Origin of the sequence: Rathayibacter sp. AY1F6 (assembly GCF_002932035.1) — a bacterium.
Classification (GTDB): domain Bacteria; phylum Actinomycetota; class Actinomycetes; order Actinomycetales; family Microbacteriaceae; genus Rathayibacter.
In genome coordinates this window covers 1-16,207 of record NZ_PSVD01000035.1, presented here as the reverse complement: position 1 = coordinate 16,207, position 16,207 = coordinate 1, and the positions used below count along the sequence as shown (strand labels likewise).

Below are 16,207 nucleotides of genomic sequence, written 5' to 3'. Positions count from 1 at the left end.
GTCCCGTCCCGTCCCGTCCCGTCCCGTCCCGTCCCGTCCCGTCCCGTTTCGTCCCAGGAGGACCGATGCCGTCCCGCTCCGCCCGCACCACCGGGATCGTCCTCGCCGCCCTCGGACTCGTCGCCGTCGTCCTCGCGATCGTGCTGCTCGTCCGGCCCGCCGGCGGGGGAGCGCCCGGCGCAGCCACGGCGTCCGCGGGCCCGTCCTCGGCGCCGTCCGGGACCGTTCCGGCGACGTCCGCCGCTCCCGGCTCCGCGGAGGCGGCCGACGGCGCCGCCGCCCCCGCGCCGACGGCCTCCGCCGCTCCGTCCGACACCGAGCCGGGCACCGCATCCGACGCTCCTCCCGTGATCGTCTCCTTCGCCTCCACCCCCGCCTCTGTCGACTGCGAGGGCGACCGCACCGCCTCCATCCCGCTCGCCCTGTCGTGGGAGACGAGCGGAGGCGCCACCGCCCGCCTGGCCGTCGGCACCACCGACGCGAGCGCGGGCGAGCCCGTCGACCTCGCGGCGTCCGGCTACGCCGCCGTCACCGCCGACTGCCGCGACTCCGAGACCCTGATCACCCTCGTCGTCCTCGCCCCCGACGGCACCACCGCCCAGCGCACCCTCGTCGTCCCCGCCTCCTGAACCGCTCCGCCCGCGCGGAGGCGGTCACGGAGGCGTCGAGCGGCCCCGGCACGGCAGAATGGGACACGATGACCTCCACACCCCCTCCGCTCGGCCTGCTCCTCGACGTCGACGGGCCCATCGCGAGCCCCGTCACGCGCACGATCTCGATCCCCGAGATCGCCGACGACCTCGTCGCCCTGGCCAACGCCGGCATCCCGATCGTGTTCAACACGGGCCGCTCCGACGCGTTCCTGCGCGAGCGGGTCCTGCCCGCGCTCCTCGAGCGAGGCGTCTCGGCCGAGGCCCGCATCGTCTGCGTCTGCGAGAAGGGCGCCGTCTGGTTCACCGTCGACTACCGCGGCACCTCGGAGCCGATCGTCGACGAGTCGCTCGCGATCCCCGAGCCGGTGGCCCGCGACCTCGAGCGGATGATCCGCTCCGACTACGACGACCTGGTCTTCTTCGACGAGACCAAGCGCGCGATGGTGTCCGCCGAGCAGCTGGTCGACCTGCCGAGCGAGGACTACCTCGAGCGCCAGCTCGTCTTCGATGCCGACGCCCTGCAGATCATGACCGCCGCGGGCCTCGGGGTCGAGCGACGCGGCATCCGGTATCCGAACGAGGAGGGGACGGTCGACTTCCGCATCGACCCGACCGTCATCTCGACCGACATCGAGTCGAACCGGCTCGGCAAGGACCTCGGCGCCCAGCGCGCCGTGGAGCTGCTCGGAGCGACGGGCGCGATCCCGCAGCGCTGGCGCACGGTCGGCGACTCCCGGAGCGACTACGCGATGGCCGACTGGCTGTTCGAGCACGCCTACGACGTCGCCCACGTCGACGTGCGGCCCGCGGAGGGCGTGCCCGAGAAGCCCTACCCGGTCCTCGTCGTCGACGGAGCCGTGAACGACGCGGCCGGCGCCGCCGTGCTCCGCCGCTGGACGGAGCTCGTCGCCGACGAGACGACGCCCGAGGTCGGCGGCGCGATCTCGCTCCATGCCCGGAGCTGATCCGCAACCCTCGTCCCTCGTCGCTCAGGCCCGTTAGCGTTCGAGCATGAGAATCGCAGTCACCGGTGGATCCGGCAAGCTCGGCCGCCACGTCGTCACCCGCCTCCGCGCCTCCGGGCACGAGGTCTTCAACCTGGACCGCGCGGGGGACCGCGGCGCGGGCTTCGTCCGCATCGACATCGCCGACTACGGCCAGGTCGTGGACGCGCTGCAGTCGGTGAACGACCAGTACGAGGGCATCGACGCGCTCGTGCACCTCGCCGCGATACCCGCGCCGGGCCTCGTGCCCGACGTCGCCACGTTCCACAACAACATGATCGCGACGTTCAACGCCTTCCACGGAGCGATCCGTGCCGGCATCCGCAACGTCGTCTACGCCTCCAGCGAGACCGTGCTGGGCCTGCCCTTCGACGTCCCGCCGCCCTACATCCCGGTCGACGAGCAGTACCCGGCGCGCCCGGAGTCGGTCTACTCGCTCACCAAGCACCTCGAGGAGCAGATGGCGATCGAGCTGTGCCGCTGGCACCCGGACCTGAAGATCACGGGCCTGCGCTTCTCGAACGTCATGGACGAGGTCGACTACGCCGAGTTCCCGTCGTTCGACTCCGACGCGCTGCTGCGCAAGTGGAACCTCTGGGGCTACATCGACGGACGCGACGGAGCGCAGGCGGTCGAGAAGGCGCTGCTCGCCGAGACGACCGGGTTCGACCGCTTCATCATCGCCGCGGCCGACACCGTGATGACGCGCCCCAACGCCGAGCTGGTGGCCGAGGTGTTCCCCGGCGTCGAGCTGCGCGGCGACCTCGGGACAACCGGCACCCTGCTCTCGATCGACCACGCCCGCGAGGTCCTCGGCTACGCCCCCGAGCACTCCTGGCGCGACTCGCAGCAGGGCTGACCCGCGGGCCCGGCGCATCGGGATCCGCGCTGCTCGTCGGTGGGGTGGATCCCGATACGCGGGCTGCGCCCGCTCCTCGATCAGCAGGGGTGCGGTCGGCCCGTGACCGTGCCGGTCGAGGAGCGGCAGCGCGGCGTCTCGAGACCCGCCCTGTTCGTGCGCGGCTCGGCTCGCCGCCCCACGCACGAGCGCGCCCGGTCCGCAGGACGACTGCAGGCCGGGCGCGCTCCGTGGAGCCGAGGATCAGCTCGGGATGTAGTTGAAGGTGTCGGGGTCGGGGCCGGTGCGGTGGCCGCGGTCGAGCGCCGTGATGTCGGTCATCGCCTCGTCGTCGAGCTCGAAGTCGAAGAGAGCGAAGTTCTCCTCCACGCGCTTGCGGGTGACCGACTTCGGGAAGACGATGTCGCCGCGCTGGATGTGCCAGCGGAGCACGACCTGCGCCGGGCTGCGGTCGACGTTGCGCGCGATGCGGGTGATGGTGTCGTCGTCGAGGACGAGGCCCTGCGCGATCGGCGACCAGGCCTCGGTCGCGATGCCGTGCTCGGTGCCGTAGGCGCGGAGCTCCTGCTGCACGAGGTAGGGGTGCACCTCGATCTGGTTCACGGCCGGGACGATGGTCGCCTCGGCGCGGAGCCGGTTGAGGTGGTTGGTCTGGAAGTTGGAGACGCCGATCGCCTTCGCCTTGCCGCTGCGGTAGATCTCCTCCATCGCCTTCCAGGTCTCCAGGTAGTCGCCCACGTTCGGGAGCGGCCAGTGGATGAGGAAGAGGTCGACGTAGTCGAACTTCAGCTCGCCGAGGGTGACGTCGATCGCGGCGAGAGCGTCCTCGCGGGCGTGGAAGCCGTTGTTGAGCTTGCTGGTCACGAAGACCTCGGAGCGGTCGAGGCCGGAGGCGCGGACGGCCTCGCCGACGCCCGCCTCGTTGCCGTACATCTCGGCGGTGTCGATGTGGCGGTAGCCGACCTCGAGGGCCGCCAGGGTCGCGTCCTTGGTCTCGGCCGGGTCGATCTGGAACACGCCGAAGCCCAGCTGCGGGATCTCCACGCCGTTGTTCAGGGTGATCGTGGGGACCGTTGCGGTGTCGTCGCTCATGAGCGAGTACGTCCTTTCGTCGGGGCGAGGGCGCAGTGGAGCCGCGCCGTCGTGCCTCCAGTCCATCGCCTGCGGCTCCCAGCATCAACCCCTTGCGCGCTCGGCGGACATCCAGCTTCCCCGCGGAGGAGGAGTCGGATCCCCCGAGCAGAGGTGCGCCCGCCCGGGAACGCCGAAGGCCCCCGGCACGGATGCCGGGGGCCTTCGAGGAGCGCGACTTACGCGCGGGACTTGCGGCCGACGATCGCGCCGTAGATGAGGAGGACGACGATCGCACCGACGACGGAGACGATGATGCTCACGATGTTGATGCCGTTGACGGCGTCCTGGATGCCGAACAGCGTGCTGAGGAAGCCGCCGAGCAGCGCGCCCACGATGCCGAGGACGATCGTGATGATCCATCCGCCGCCCTGCTTGCCCGGGAGGATGAGCTTGGCGAGCGCCCCGGCGATGAGGCCGAGGATGATCCAGCTGATGATGCCCATGATGTTTCTCCTTCAGTTCGTGCTCGATCGGCCGTTCCGATGCGAGCGGAGACACCGGCGGGCCGGTGTCCGGTGAGTCGTGGAAGCGGGGGTCAGCGGAGGCGGCGCTGCACCTTGTCGCGGGCCTTGCTCGCGATGGCGGTGAGCTGCTTGGCCTCGCGCTTGGAGGTCTTCTTGAGCTTCTTGCGGGTCTTCTTCGTGGCCGGGTCGTTCCACACGCCGAGTGCGAGGTGGCGCAGCTCTTCGTAGCGGCCACGGCCGGCGCGGGAGCCGAACACGTAGGCGGTGAAGGCGACCAGTGCCAGCAGGACGAGGCGGGGATTCATGCGGTGACCCTTCCATCGGAGAGCACCGGGTCGTGCTCGACACCCATTTGACTCTCCTGCGCAATCCGTGACAAACCACGGCCCGACCATTGACAGGGACCCCTCGCATCGTGTTCCGCGTGCGCGTGTACCCGATTCAGCCGCAGGCCGGAGACGTCTCGGACGGGAAGCGAGCGTGGAGGTAGTGGCCGTAGCCGCCCTCGACCCGGTTGTCGCGGCGGCCGGAGGTGACCACCTCGCCGCGGTCCGTCGCTCCGACCCGGGCGCCGCTCGCGCGCAGCCGCTCGACGAGCAGGACGTCCTCGTGCAGCGGCTCCCGGCCGAAGCCGCCCGCCGCGAGGTATGCGCTCGCGCGGACGCCGAGGTTCGCGCCGTGGATGCTGCCGATCGACTCCTCCCGCGCGCGGACGTCTCGCCAGCGCGAGTAGGCACCGGGGGAGAGGTCGGCCGGGTCGGGCCGGACCGTGCCGAGCAGCGCGTCGTGCCGTCGGGAGTGCTCGACGTGGGCGGCCAGCCAGTCGCGGGGGACCACGGTGTCGGCGTCGGTGTTGGCGATCCACACCTGCTCGAGCGGAGCAGCGACGGAGGAGAGGGCGTGCGCGATCCCGGCGGAGCGGGCGGCGCCGACTCCGCAGCGGGCGAGCTCCAGCACCTCGGCGCCGGCGGCACGGGCCCGCTCGACGGTCGCGTCGGAGCAGCCGTCCGCGGCGACCACGAGGCGCATCCCGATTCCGGGCGCCCGATGGGCGAGGTGGGTCGCGCTCGCCCGGACGGAGGCGATCAGGCCGCCGATCCGCTCCTCCTCGTCGAGGGCCGGGACGACGACCAGCACCTGCGCGAGCCGGCTCACACCAGCCCCGTCCGGCGGGCGACCGAGCGGGAGTCGCGGGCGTGGACCTCGAGCAGGACGTCCTCCTCCTCGTGGCGGGCGAGGCGGTGCAGGCCCAGCTCGGCCACGGCGGACTGCACGGCGTCGCCGTCCAGAGCGAGCCCCTCGATCGGATGCCGCCAGTGCACGGTGACGAGCTCCCCCGCGGGGGCGAGGGCGGCGCGGATGGTGCGCAGCACGCCGAGGAGGGCGTCGCCGAGGTAGTAGCCGACCTCCGAGAGCACGACCAGGTCGAACGGACCCTCCGGCACGCCGCGGGTGATGTCGTGGTGCTCGACCCGCACGTGCTCGAGCGGAGCGAGGCGGCGGGCGGCGCGCTCGACGGCGGCGCTCGACACGTCGATCGCCAGCAGGCGGTCGGCCCGGTCGGCCAGCGCCTCGGCCAGCACGCCGATCGAGGCGCCGATCTCCAGCACGGAGCCGTAGCGCTGCTCCGGCAGGCTCGCGAGGGTCAGGGCGCGCTTGCGCTGCTCGTACCAGCGGCTCGTGTACCCCCACGGGTCCTCGTGGCGGGCGTACAGCTCGTCGAAGTAGCTCATGCGATCCTCACCAGCCGGTCGTTCCCGGTGAAGGTGCGCAGGAAGAGCGGATGGAGCACCGGACCGGTCCCGTCGGGCCCGGGGCGGGTCTGGCTGGGATAGCGGGAGCGGGCGCGGCGGGTGCGCTCGAGCAGCTCGTCGTCGAGCGGCAGGCGCACGAGATCGCCCCACGGCACCTCGGGGTCCTCCGGGTCCGCCCAGTGCCACAGCCAGATCGGCGCGGCGAGGAGCGGCTGCCCGAGCTCGCGAGCGACCTCCGCGCAGACCTCGCCGACCACGCGGTGGTCCCGGTGCCCGTCCCCGGTCCAGGTGGAGAGGAGCAGGACGGTCCCGGGGGCGCCGGCCGCCCGCTCGCGCACCTCGCGTGCGATGCGCTCGTGGTGCTCCGGGGTCGCCGAGTCCGGCACGTCGAGGAAGGCGAGCCCGATGCCGGGGCCGAGCTCCGACAGTGCGTCCGAGGCCTCCCGCCGGCGCTCGGCAGCGAGGTCCGCGTCCCGCTCCCCGTGGGCCGCGGCTCCGTCGGTCACGACGACGACGTCGACCGCGATCCCGCGCCGACGCGCGAGCGCGATGGTGCCGCCGCAGCCGAGGGTCTCGTCGTCGGCGTGCGCCACGACCACCAGGACGCGCCGGATCCCGTCGGGCAGGGTCAGCTCCGGGAGGCGGTCGCGGCGGCCGTCCGCGGTCCAGCGCTCGAGAGGAGTGCCCTCGAGGCGCCCGTCGAAGGGCCGGCTCACCAGGAGGCCGCCTCGCCCGAGGCGAGCACGGCGCGGCCGAGAGCGGCGTCGTCGCGCTCGGCGTGGTGCTGGCGGACGTAGAGCGCGAGGTCGGCGACGCGCTTGGCGTGCTCGGCGTCGAGGGCGAGCGGAGCCGGGCCGAGCGCGCGGCCGGCGCGGAGCAGGATCTCCTCGACCGCTCCGGCGACGCTCGCCCGCACGCGCTTGGCGAGCAGTGAGCCGCGGGGGCCGTCGGCCTCGCCCGCGTCGACCGCCGCGGCGGCCTCGTCCAGCGCCCGGCGCGACGCGGAGAGCGCCGTGTCGATCGCTCCGAGGTGGGCCAGGAGGTGCGGGTCCTCGCGTCGGGCTGCCGCTGCCGCGACGGCAGCCGCGACTCCGAGGGCTCCGCCGTGCCAGCAGGCGGCGACGCCGATGCCGCCCCAGGCGAAGCCGGGCCGCGAGAGGTACCAGCCGGCGTCCCCCACGGGGACGGCGCGGGTGCCGGAGAAGCGGACCGGTCCGCTGGGCACCTCCGTCAGGCCCCGCGCGTGCCAGGCGTCCTGCTCCGGCGTCGCCGACCCGTCGCGCAGCGCCACGGCGAAGAGGCGGCGCTCGCCGGAGGCGTCGCCGACGTGGGCGGTGACGAGGGCGGCGTCGAGGCGGTCGGCCAGCGAGCACCAGGGCTTCACTCCGTCGAGCAGCCAGTCGCCGTCGCTCTCGCGCGCGACCAGAGGATCCCCGCCGCCCTCGGCCGCGAAGACCCCCCAGGCGGCGTCGGCGGCGACTCCGAGTCCGGACGGGTCGAGCTCCGCCTCGCCGAGGATCGCGAGAGCGTCGAGGTGCGGCTCCACCGCGCGCGCGACGCCGAGGTCGTGCCGAGCCAGGCGCTCGAGGAGACCGTGCAGCTCGGCGGTGCGACCGGTGCCGGGCCGGGGCGCGTCGGCGCTCAGACCGCGCGCGAAGCCGAGCGCGCCGTCGACGTCGTGGGGGAGGAGAGAGGAGGAGTGCTGGTCCATCGCCTCCGAAACTACGCAGTCGAGCGGGCGGCGTCCGGCGATTGTCCCCGAACGGACGGGGTGCTAAGCGTCAGATGTCAAGGTCGTTGATCCTGTGCAGGAGAGAGGCGAAGAGCTCGACGTCGGCGAGCGCCCAGCTGCGCAGCTCCTCGTGCATCAGCGCCTGGTTCGAGCTGCGGATCTCGCGCAGCCGCGCGGCGGTCGCCGGAGTCACCGAGAGGATCGTGGCGCGGCCGTCCTGCGGGTCGGGGGTGCGCTCGAGGAAGCCGAGGCGGTCGAGCGCCGTGATCTGGCGGCTGAGCGCCGACTTGTCCATCTCGAGGAGCTCGGCCAGCACGCCCGAGTGCACGGGTCCGCGGCGCTCGAGCGCCGAGATCGTCTTGTAGCCCAGTGGCGTCAGCTCCGGGTGGAGACGCTCGGCGTAGGAGCGCATCGCCGCCCGCACACGGTTGAAGAGGGTGCTGAGCTCGCCCTCCACCGAGGCGATCGCGGAGTCGACGTCGCGGGCGGAGTCGGGGGTCGGGCCGGTCATGCCTCCAGCATCCCGCGCGAGGACCCTCCTCCTCGACTTGCGCCCGCGCGCCGCGATGACGTACGCTTCCCGAAGCCAAAGACCGCCGGTTTCCGGTGTGCGCACGAGCAGGGCCCCGGCCCCGCGGATCGCCACCGGACGAAGGATTCGCGAAGCGAATTGCCCGCGCAGGTGCACGAGTTCAGTTCCGCCTCACCGCGATCCCGAAGCTCCGCGCCCCTGTGCCGGAGCTTTTTTCTTTGCCTGCCTTCGGGCTACCGGCACGAGAATTCACAGGAGTAGCCATGGCGAACAAGGAAGCCTCGGTTGCCGAACTCACGGAGAAGTTCCAGAGCTCGACGGCCGTTCTGCTGACCGAGTACCGCGGTCTCACTGTTGCTCAGCTCAAGACGCTGCGCAAGGACATCAGTGAGCACGCAACCTACGCCGTGGTGAAGAACACGCTGACCAAGATCGCGGCGAACAACGCCGGTATCTCGTCCTTCGACGACGAGCTCGCTGGCCCCTCGGCCATCGCGTTCGTGCACGGCGACCCTGTCGCCGTCGCGAAGTCGCTGCGTGCCTTCGCCAAGGCAAACCCTCTCCTCGTGGTCAAGGGCGGTTACTTCGACGGTAACCCGCTGACCGCAGAAGAGGTGGGCAAGCTCGCCGACCTCGAGTCCCGCGAAGTTCTGCTCGGCAAGCTCGCCGGCGCCTTCAAGGCCTCGCTGTTCGGCGCCGCATATCTGTTCAACGCTCCGCTCTCGAAGGCCGTTCGCACGGTCGAGGCGCTGCGCGAGAAGCAGGAGTCCGCGAGCTGACGTCTTCCCCTTCCGGGAAGCAGTGCGCGCGCGGTTCGTAGACAAAGAAAAACAAGGAGAAAAATCATGGCAAAGCTCACGCAGGACGAGCTCATCGAGGCCTTCAAGGAGCTCACGCTCATCGAGCTCTCGGAGTTCGTCAAGAAGTTCGAAGAGGTCTTCGAGGTCACCGCTGCGGCGCCCGTCGCCGCCGCCGGTGTGGCCGGCCCGGCCGCCCCCGCCGAAGAGGTCGAGGAGCAGACCGAGTTCGACGTCGTGCTCGAGGCCGCCGGCGAGAAGAAGATCCAGGTCATCAAGGAGGTGCGCGCCCTCACCAGCCTCGGCCTCGGTGAGGCGAAGGCGCTCGTCGACGGTGCCCCCAAGGCGGTCCTCGAGGCCGTCAACAAGGAGACCGCCGAGAAGGCCAAGGCTCAGCTCGAGGGCGCCGGCGCGACCGTCACCGTCAAGTAATCCCCCTCACCCGTCGCGGGTGCCGGCTCCGGCCGGTCGCTCGTCAGGGTGACGCAGGCACGCCTGCAGACGCAGGGCGTCGTCTCCTCGGAGGCGGCGCCCTTCGTCGTTCCCGGCCGTTGGCGGCGCGCGCCCCTAGGATCGGAGCGTGACTGCTCACGATCTGCTCGCCGGGCTCCCCGCCCGCGACGTCCCGCCCAGCGAGGTCTCGCTCAGCGAGCTCCTGAGCGACTTCGTCTCGGTGACGCACCGGATCACCCGCCTCGCCGCCCAGGCGACCGGCAACCAGGAGTCGCAGGCCGTCTGGCGCACGCTCTCGGTGCTCCTCTCGATGGGCCCGATGCGCCTGGGGGAGCTCGCCTCCCAGAGCCGCGTCTCGCAGCCCACGATGACCAAGATCGTGAAGAACCTCGTCGAGACCGGCTGGCTCGACCGGATCGCCGATCCCCTCGACGCGCGCGCCTGGCAGATCCGCCTGGCTCCCGCCGGCGCGGACGCGCTGAACGCCTGGCGGACCGACCTCGGCGACGCGCTGACGCCGATCTTCGCCGATCTCACCCTCGAGGACCGCCGCGTCCTCGAGCGCGCCGTCGAGATCATGCACGAGCGCCTCGTCGTCGGCCCGCGGGACTGACCCCTCCCGCGCGGTTCCGCCGCGCGGCACACTGGTCGCGTGCAGATGCGACTCGAGCTCGTCCCCCTCCCCGTCGGCGACGTCGACCGCGCGGTCGCCTTCTACACGGAGGTGATGGGCTTCCACCTCGACCACGACGTGCGGCCCTCCGCCGCGATGCGCGTGGTCCAGCTCACCCCGCCCGGCTCGGCCTGCTCGATCGTGGTCGGCAGCGGGATGGGCCCCGGTCCGGAGGAGGGCGTCGTCCGCTCCCTCCACCTCGTCGTCGACGACATCGCCGCCGCTCGCGCGGAGCTCGTCGGCCGCTCGCTCGAGATCAGCGAGGTCCAGGACCTGGGCGGCGTGCAGTACGCGTACTTCGCCGATCCGGACGGCAACACCTGGGCGCTCCAGGAGATCGGGAGCAGGACGCCCCCGGAGTGAGTCAGTCCTCGGGCCAGCGGACCCGGGCGTCGACGTCGGGGTGCTTGCGCAGCCAGGCCGCGACGAAGGGGCAGCGCGGGACGACCGTGCCGCCCGCCTCCGTGATCGCGGTGACCGCGGCCCGCGCGAGGATGCTCCCGAGGCCGTGGCCCTCCCACGCGTCGTCGACGACGGTGTGGGTGAGCGTCACCTCGTCGCCCTGACGGGTGTACGCGGCGAAGCCGGCCGGGGTGCCGCCGACCTCGATCACGAAGCGGGACCGCTCGGGGACGTCGCGGACGGTGGGGGTGTCGGAGTCGCTCATGCTCCGATTCTCGCCCCCCGCGGCGCCGAGGTGCTGGTGCGGATCACCAGCGAGGCGGGGATCAGCGTGTGGCGGGCCGGGGGAGGGGGCTCGCCTCGACCGAGGGCGGCCAGCGCGTCCAGCACCAGCGCGACCGCGAGCTCGCCCTGCTGGCGCGGGTCCTGGCGGATCGAGCTGAGACCGAAGAGCTCGGCGAGGGGGTGGTCGTCGATCCCGATGACGGAGACGTCCTCGGGCACCGAGAGGCCGAGCTCGCGCGCCGCGAGGATGATCCCGATCGCGATCTCGTCGGAGGCGGCGAAGATCGCCGTCGGCCGGGTCCGCGGGTCGCCGAGGACCTGCCGTCCGGCGCTGTGCCCGCCGGGGATGTCGAAGGTGGTGGGCACGATGTCCTGCGCGCCCGGCTCGAGGCCGGCGGCCTCGAGCGCCTGGCGGAAGCCGTCGCGGCGCTGCGTGTGGACGTGGAAGTCCATCTCCTCCTCCGCGAGCCCGCCGATGTGGACGACCCGCTCGTGGCCGAGGGAGAGCAGGTGCTCCGTGGCGAGGCGGGAGGCGGCGACGTCGTCGATGCTGAAGGTGGGGATGCCGGGGAGCTCGCCGCCGATGCCGACGATGGGCTTGCCCAGGGCGAGGAGCGCCTCCGTCTCGTGCGGCGAGATCTCGAGGGTGACCGCGACGATCGCGTCGACGCGCTTGCGGACGAGGTAGTACTCGAACACGCTCCGGCGGGCGTCGAGGTGCTTGTCGATGTTGTAGAGGAGCAGGTCGTAGCCGGCGGCGAGCAGGGCGCGCTCGATGCCCTCGATGATCCCGGCGAAGAACCACTGGTTGATGATCGGGATGATCACGGCGATGTTGTTGCTGCGGCCGGTGACGAGGCTGGAGGCGTTGGCGGAGACGACGTAGCCCAGGCTCGTCGCGGCGCGCTCGACGCGCTGCTTCGTCCCCGCGGAGACGTAGCCCCGGCCGCTGAGCGCGCGCGAGACCGTCGCCTTCGACACTCCTGCGAGCTCGGCCACCTCTTCGATGCCTGGCACGGCGTTCCTCCCGACCGTCCGGCCTCGATGCTGGAAACGGTTCCAGGAAGTTATACCCCGCCCGGCGGCCGGGCGTCGCGCCGAGATCGATCTCCGCCCGGCCCGGCCGCCGCGATCGCTGTTCTGACGCCGAATCGTTATCTCAGAGAGCGCTCTATCACCGGCGTTGTGCTTTCATCGTTCTTGTGGAAAGGTTTCCCTCCGTGGGAGCCCACCCACACGAATCCGGTGATCCGCTCGGAGTTCCTCCTGGCATCGCCATCACCAGCATCCGAGTCGTCGCGGCACACGCTTCGAGCCGCCACAGCCTCCCGATCCCGATCGGCGAGGAGCGGCCTGCTCGGCTGGTTCCACCACTCAATGAGGAGGAAGAATGCGGTCATCCCTGCACCGCCGTATCACCGTCCCGGTCGCCGTTCTGGCAGCGGCCGGCATCGCACTCGCGGGCTGCTCCAGCAGCAGTGACCCCAACGACCCGAACGCCGGCGGCGGCAGCTCGGCCGGCACGGTCGGCACCGCCGACGGCGTCGTCAACGTCTACGGCACCATCAACGGCGACGAGGCCACCCTTCTCGAGCAGTCATGGGCGGACTGGGAGAAGGAGAGCGGCATCGAGATCAAGTACACGGGCGACAAGGAGTTCGAGAAGCAGATCGGCATCAAGGTCCAGGGTGGCGACACCCCCGACCTCGCGATCTTCCCGCAGCCGGGTCTGCTCGCCGACACCGTCGCCTCCGGCAAGGTGCAGGAGCTCCCCGAGGGCGCCCTCGCCAACGTCAAGCAGAACTGGTCCGAGGACTGGCAGAAGTACGGCCAGGTCGACGGCACCCAGTACGGCGCGCCGCTGATGGCGTCCGTCAAGGGCTACATCTGGTACTCCCCGGCCAAGTTCACGGAGTGGGGCGTCTCCGTTCCCACGACGTGGGACGAGATGGAGGCGCTCGGCAAGACGATCGCCGAGAAGACCGGCGGACCGTCCTGGTGCGCGGGCTTCAACTCCGGTGAGGCCTCCGGCTGGCCCGGAACCGACTGGATCGAGGACGCCGTCCTCCGCGAGGCCGGCCCCGACGTCTACGACTCCTGGGTCGCGGGCGACACCCCCTTCACCGACCCGGCCATCAAGTCCGCGTTCGACTCCGTCGGATCGATCCTCCTCGACCCGACCCTTGTCAACGCCGGCTACGGCGACGTGAAGTCGATCAACTCCACCGCCTTCGGCGACGTCGCCCAGAACATGGCGAACGGCACCTGCGCGCTGACCCACCAGGCCTCGTTCTTCGAGGGCTTCCTGACCTCGGCCGGCGCCAACGTGGCCGAGGACGGCGACGTGTGGGCCTTCCTCACCCCGCCGGTCAAGGCCGACGACGCCCAGGCCGTCACCGGTGGTGGCGAGATGGTCGCCGCGTTCTCGAACGACGAGGACACCGCGAAGGTCCAGGAGTACCTCGCCAGCGCCGACTGGGCCAACAGCCGCGTCTCCCTCGGCGGCGTCATCTCCGCGAACACCGGTCTCGACCCGGCCAACGCGGGCAGCGACGTCCTGAAGGACTCCATCGCGATCCTCCAGAACCCGGACACCACGTTCCGCTTCGACGCGTCCGACCTCATGCCGAAGGCAGTGGGCTCGGACAGCTTCTTCAAGGGCATGGTCGACTGGATCGACGGCACGAGCACCGACCAGGCGCTCGAGGAGATCCAGGCCGGCTACACCTCCTAGCAGCGGAGCAGAGCCGCCGCTCCCGAGTGGCGGCTCAGCTGTGACGGCCCGGCCCCCGGATCCACGGATCCCGGGGCCGGGCCCCTCCTGAGTCCAGAGTCGCACTCGAAAGGGCGTCCATGTCCCCCATCACCATCTCGGGGTTCTTCCAATGGCTGGCGGGAATCCCGCCGCTCGCGCAGATCCCGCTCATCCTCCTGGCCTTCGCGGCCGTGGTGGCGCTCATCCTCTTCTTCGTCGAGATCGCGCCCCGCCGCGGCACCGGCTACACGGTCCTCCGGCTCGCGGTGACGGTCGTCCTGCCGGTCGTCCTCCTGCTGGTCTTCGGCCTCTACAACTCCGTCCTCTGGGTCGCGGTGGTGGCCGCCGTCATCGGCGGCGCGCTGTTCCTGCTCGACTTCCGGTCCCGCAAAGGCGCGGGCTACGGACTCCAGCTCATCGCGTTCATGGCACCGGCCGCCTTCTTCATCCTCATCGGCCTGATCTACCCGACGATCACGACGGCCATCAACGCGTTCATGAAGAACGACGGCTCCGGATTCGCCGGCATCGACAACTTCGTCTGGGTCTTCACCAGCCCCGACGGCATCACCGCCTTCCTGAACACGGTGGTCTGGGTGCTCCTGGCCCCCATCACGGCGACCGCGATCGGTCTCGCCTACGCGGTCTTCATCGACAAGAGCCGCGGCGAGAAGTTCTTCAAGCTGCTGGTCTTCATGCCGATGGCGATCTCGTTCGTCGGCGCGTCGATCATCTTCAAGTTCTTCTACGACGTGCGCCAGGGCGAGCAGATCGGCCTCCTCAACGGCATCCTCACCGCCTTCGGCGCCCCGCCGGTCGACTGGCTGGGACTCGAGCCGTGGAACACGCTGTTCCTCGTCGTCGTCCTCATCTGGACCCAGGCCGGATTCGCCATGACGGTGCTCTCCGCCGCCATCAAGGGCGTCCCCTCCGAGCAGCTCGAAGCGGCCTCGCTCGACGGAACCAGCGCGTGGCAGTCCTTCTGGAACGTCACCGTCCCCGGCATCCGCTCCTCGATCGTGGTCGTCCTCACGACGATCTCGATCGCGTCGCTGAAGGTCTTCGACATCGTCTCGGCGATGACCGGTGGCCGCTCCGACACCACGGTCCTCGCGTTCGAGATGGTCCGCCAGTTCCAGCTCGGCGCCCGCAGCGGCTACAGCGCGGCCCTCGCGGTCATCCTGTTCCTGCTCGTGCTCCCGATCGTCGTCTACAACGCCCGCCAGCTCGCCAAGCAGAGGGAGATCCGATGAGCGTCACGCCCACTCCGATCCAGGTTCCGGTCGACCGCAGCACCGAGCGCGCGCTCGCCCGCGGCGAGTCCAGGATCGAGGCGGCCAGCGGCAAGGTCAAGAAGGCGACGACATCGCGCGGCGCCACTCTCGCCGCGCTGATCATCGCCGTCATCTGGACCGTCCCCACCCTCGGCCTGTTCATCTCGTCGTTCCGCCCCGCGAACGACATCAAGACGACCGGCTGGTGGACGATCTTCGCCAACCCCGGCTTCACCCTCGACAACTACGCGAACGCGCTCAACTCCGGCGACAGCCTGACCCTGGGCAAGGCGTTCGTGAACTCGCTGGTCATCACGCTGCCGGCGGCGCTGATCCCGATCACGATCGCCAGCCTCGCCGCCTACGCGTTCGCCTGGATCGACTTCAAGGGCCGCAACACGCTCTTCGTCCTCGTGTTCTCGCTCCAGATCGTTCCCATCCAGATGGCGCTCGTGCCGCTGCTGCAGCTGTTCTCGGACGGCCTGCGCATCGGAGGGCTCTACATCCTCCCCGGCCTCGGGGTGAACGGGTTGGACGGCTCCTACGCGAAGGTGTGGATCGCGCACACGATCTTCGCGCTCCCGCTCGCGATCTTCATGCTCCACAACTTCATCTCCGAGATCCCCGGCGAGGTCATCGAAGCGGCACGAGTGGACGGCGCCGGACACGGCCAGATCTTCTTCCGCATCGTGCTCCCGCTCTCGGTCCCCGCCATCGCCTCCTTCGGCATCTTCCAGTTCCTCTGGGTCTGGAACGACCTGCTGGTCGCGACGGTCTTCACCTCCGGACAAGGGCTGCCGATCACGAAGGCGCTGCAGGACCTCACCGGCTCCTACGGCCAATCGTGGGAGCTGCTCACGGCCGGCGCGTTCATCTCGATCATCGTGCCGCTCATCGTGTTCTTCTCCCTCCAGAGGTTCTTCGTCCGCGGCCTCCTCGCCGGCGCCACCAAGGGCTGACGACCCGCGGGGGTGCCGTGGGCGGCGTTGTCGTCGTCGGCGGTAGCTCCGCTACAGCTCTCCTCCTCCGCCTTGCCCACGACACCCCCGCGGGCCGTCAGCACTGCTCGTCGGGGGGAATAGGGTGCACGAACGAAGGCCCGGGTCCTGCTGCGCAGGACCCGGGCCTTCGTCGTGCGGTGGCGCCGGGGGCGGCCACCAGGGGAGCACGGCGCCGGGGGCGGCCGACTGAGGCACGGCGCCGGGGGCGGGCGACGGGGAGCGGCGCCTGCGGCGGCCGTCTCGGGCCGGGGGCGGCTAGCGGCGGAGCGGCGTATCGAGACCCGCGGACCGCATGGTGGTCGAGTAGCGGTGGAGAGGGGTGTCGAGACCGGGCACCGGAGAGGTACCCGGCACGGGCATCGGGTGCGGGACGGCGCGTCGGCGCGGCGCGGGATTGCACGACTTCGCCGTGGGCGGAAGGGCGGGGGTCCGGGG

Annotated in this window: 20 protein-coding genes; 10 read left to right on the top strand and 10 right to left on the bottom strand. The window is 71.2% G+C overall.

The genetic code is table 11. The features are described from left to right. Positions 1-65 precede the first annotated feature (65 nt). The 3 genes from C5C44_RS16315 to C5C44_RS16305 all read left to right on the top strand — a co-directional run bounded on the left by C5C44_RS16315 (position 66) and on the right by C5C44_RS16305 (position 2,516). The gene (locus tag C5C44_RS16315) at positions 66-629 is read left to right on the top strand and encodes a hypothetical protein (RefSeq protein WP_104336210.1); all 564 of its coding nucleotides are present in this window, start codon (positions 66-68) and stop codon (positions 627-629) included. 68 nt (positions 630-697) lie between these two features. Further along, positions 698-1,618, top strand: coding sequence for a hypothetical protein (locus tag C5C44_RS16310; protein ID WP_104224327.1), 921 nt, complete (start codon positions 698-700; stop codon positions 1,616-1,618). Between the two features lie 46 nt (positions 1,619-1,664). Beyond that, the gene (locus C5C44_RS16305; RefSeq protein ID WP_104224328.1) at positions 1,665-2,516 is read left to right on the top strand and encodes an NAD(P)-dependent oxidoreductase; all 852 of its coding nucleotides are present in this window, start codon (positions 1,665-1,667) and stop codon (positions 2,514-2,516) included. 243 nt (positions 2,517-2,759) lie between these two features. Here C5C44_RS16305 and C5C44_RS16300 read toward each other — a convergent pair whose 3' ends face one another. The 8 genes from C5C44_RS16300 to C5C44_RS16265 all read right to left on the bottom strand — a co-directional run bounded on the left by C5C44_RS16300 (position 2,760) and on the right by C5C44_RS16265 (position 8,111). Beyond that, positions 2,760-3,608: an aldo/keto reductase gene (locus C5C44_RS16300; RefSeq protein WP_104224329.1), complete on the bottom strand. Its 849-nt coding sequence runs from the start codon at positions 3,606-3,608 to the stop codon at positions 2,760-2,762. Positions 3,609-3,826: 218 nt separating this feature from the next. Beyond that, on the bottom strand, positions 3,827-4,093 hold the full coding sequence (locus C5C44_RS16295) for a GlsB/YeaQ/YmgE family stress response membrane protein (protein WP_104224330.1): 267 nt from the start codon (positions 4,091-4,093) through the stop codon (positions 3,827-3,829). 92 nt (positions 4,094-4,185) lie between these two features. Continuing rightward, a complete protein-coding gene (locus C5C44_RS16290; protein WP_104227476.1) occupies positions 4,186-4,419 on the bottom strand; it encodes a hypothetical protein in 234 nt (77 codons plus the stop codon). A gap of 136 nt (positions 4,420-4,555) precedes the next feature. Continuing rightward, entirely contained in the window at positions 4,556-5,269 is a 714-nt protein-coding gene (locus tag C5C44_RS16285; RefSeq protein WP_104234597.1) for a glycosyltransferase family 2 protein, read from the bottom strand. Beyond that, positions 5,266-5,847 carry a class I SAM-dependent methyltransferase gene (locus C5C44_RS16280; protein WP_104336209.1) on the bottom strand — a complete coding sequence of 194 codons (582 nt, stop codon included), beginning with the start codon at positions 5,845-5,847 and terminating at the stop codon, positions 5,266-5,268. The genes C5C44_RS16285 and C5C44_RS16280 overlap by 4 nt, the downstream gene beginning before the upstream one ends. Next, complete coding sequence (locus C5C44_RS16275; RefSeq protein ID WP_181132898.1) at positions 5,844-6,584, bottom strand: PIG-L deacetylase family protein; 741 nt, start codon at positions 6,582-6,584, stop codon at positions 5,844-5,846. The genes C5C44_RS16280 and C5C44_RS16275 overlap by 4 nt, the downstream gene beginning before the upstream one ends. Next, entirely contained in the window at positions 6,581-7,579 is a 999-nt protein-coding gene (locus tag C5C44_RS16270; protein ID WP_219812390.1) for an acyl-CoA dehydrogenase, read from the bottom strand. The genes C5C44_RS16275 and C5C44_RS16270 overlap by 4 nt, the downstream gene beginning before the upstream one ends. Before the next feature lie 70 nt (positions 7,580-7,649). Next, the gene (locus tag C5C44_RS16265; RefSeq protein WP_104224334.1) at positions 7,650-8,111 is read right to left on the bottom strand and encodes a MarR family winged helix-turn-helix transcriptional regulator; all 462 of its coding nucleotides are present in this window, start codon (positions 8,109-8,111) and stop codon (positions 7,650-7,652) included. Between the two features lie 284 nt (positions 8,112-8,395). Here C5C44_RS16265 and rplJ point away from each other — a divergent pair, with 284 nt between their 5' ends. The 4 genes from rplJ (at position 8,396) to C5C44_RS16245 (ending at position 10,418) form a co-directional block, all read left to right on the top strand. Beyond that, complete coding sequence (gene rplJ, locus C5C44_RS16260; protein WP_055791018.1) at positions 8,396-8,911, top strand: 50S ribosomal protein L10; 516 nt, start codon at positions 8,396-8,398, stop codon at positions 8,909-8,911. A 66-nt stretch (positions 8,912-8,977) separates the two neighbouring features. Continuing rightward, positions 8,978-9,361 (top strand): 50S ribosomal protein L7/L12, encoded by a 384-nt coding sequence (gene rplL / locus C5C44_RS16255; RefSeq protein ID WP_104224335.1) that lies wholly within the window; start codon positions 8,978-8,980, stop codon positions 9,359-9,361. Positions 9,362-9,509: 148 nt separating this feature from the next. Continuing rightward, the gene (locus C5C44_RS16250) at positions 9,510-9,995 is read left to right on the top strand and encodes a MarR family winged helix-turn-helix transcriptional regulator (protein ID WP_258059518.1); all 486 of its coding nucleotides are present in this window, start codon (positions 9,510-9,512) and stop codon (positions 9,993-9,995) included. A 39-nt stretch (positions 9,996-10,034) separates the two neighbouring features. Then, positions 10,035-10,418 (top strand): VOC family protein, encoded by a 384-nt coding sequence (locus tag C5C44_RS16245; protein WP_181027271.1) that lies wholly within the window; start codon positions 10,035-10,037, stop codon positions 10,416-10,418. Position 10,419: 1 nt separating this feature from the next. On the opposite strand, the gene C5C44_RS16240 is transcribed toward C5C44_RS16245, so the two are convergent. Further along, complete coding sequence (locus C5C44_RS16240; RefSeq protein WP_104224336.1) at positions 10,420-10,722, bottom strand: GNAT family N-acetyltransferase; 303 nt, start codon at positions 10,720-10,722, stop codon at positions 10,420-10,422. Then, entirely contained in the window at positions 10,719-11,759 is a 1,041-nt protein-coding gene (locus C5C44_RS16235; protein WP_104227182.1) for a LacI family DNA-binding transcriptional regulator, read from the bottom strand. Before C5C44_RS16235 ends, C5C44_RS16240 begins: the two co-directional genes overlap by 4 nt. Positions 11,760-12,132: 373 nt before the next feature. Between C5C44_RS16235 and C5C44_RS16230 the strand changes: the two genes are divergently transcribed. The 3 genes from C5C44_RS16230 to C5C44_RS16220 all read left to right on the top strand — a co-directional run bounded on the left by C5C44_RS16230 (position 12,133) and on the right by C5C44_RS16220 (position 15,730). Further along, entirely contained in the window at positions 12,133-13,476 is a 1,344-nt protein-coding gene (locus C5C44_RS16230; protein ID WP_104262983.1) for an ABC transporter substrate-binding protein, read from the top strand. A 119-nt stretch (positions 13,477-13,595) separates the two neighbouring features. Further along, positions 13,596-14,750, top strand: coding sequence for a carbohydrate ABC transporter permease (locus C5C44_RS16225; RefSeq protein ID WP_181027270.1), 1,155 nt, complete (start codon positions 13,596-13,598; stop codon positions 14,748-14,750). Continuing rightward, the gene (locus C5C44_RS16220) at positions 14,747-15,730 is read left to right on the top strand and encodes a carbohydrate ABC transporter permease (RefSeq protein ID WP_104224339.1); all 984 of its coding nucleotides are present in this window, start codon (positions 14,747-14,749) and stop codon (positions 15,728-15,730) included. The genes C5C44_RS16225 and C5C44_RS16220 overlap by 4 nt, the downstream gene beginning before the upstream one ends. Positions 15,731-16,207 lie beyond the last annotated feature (477 nt).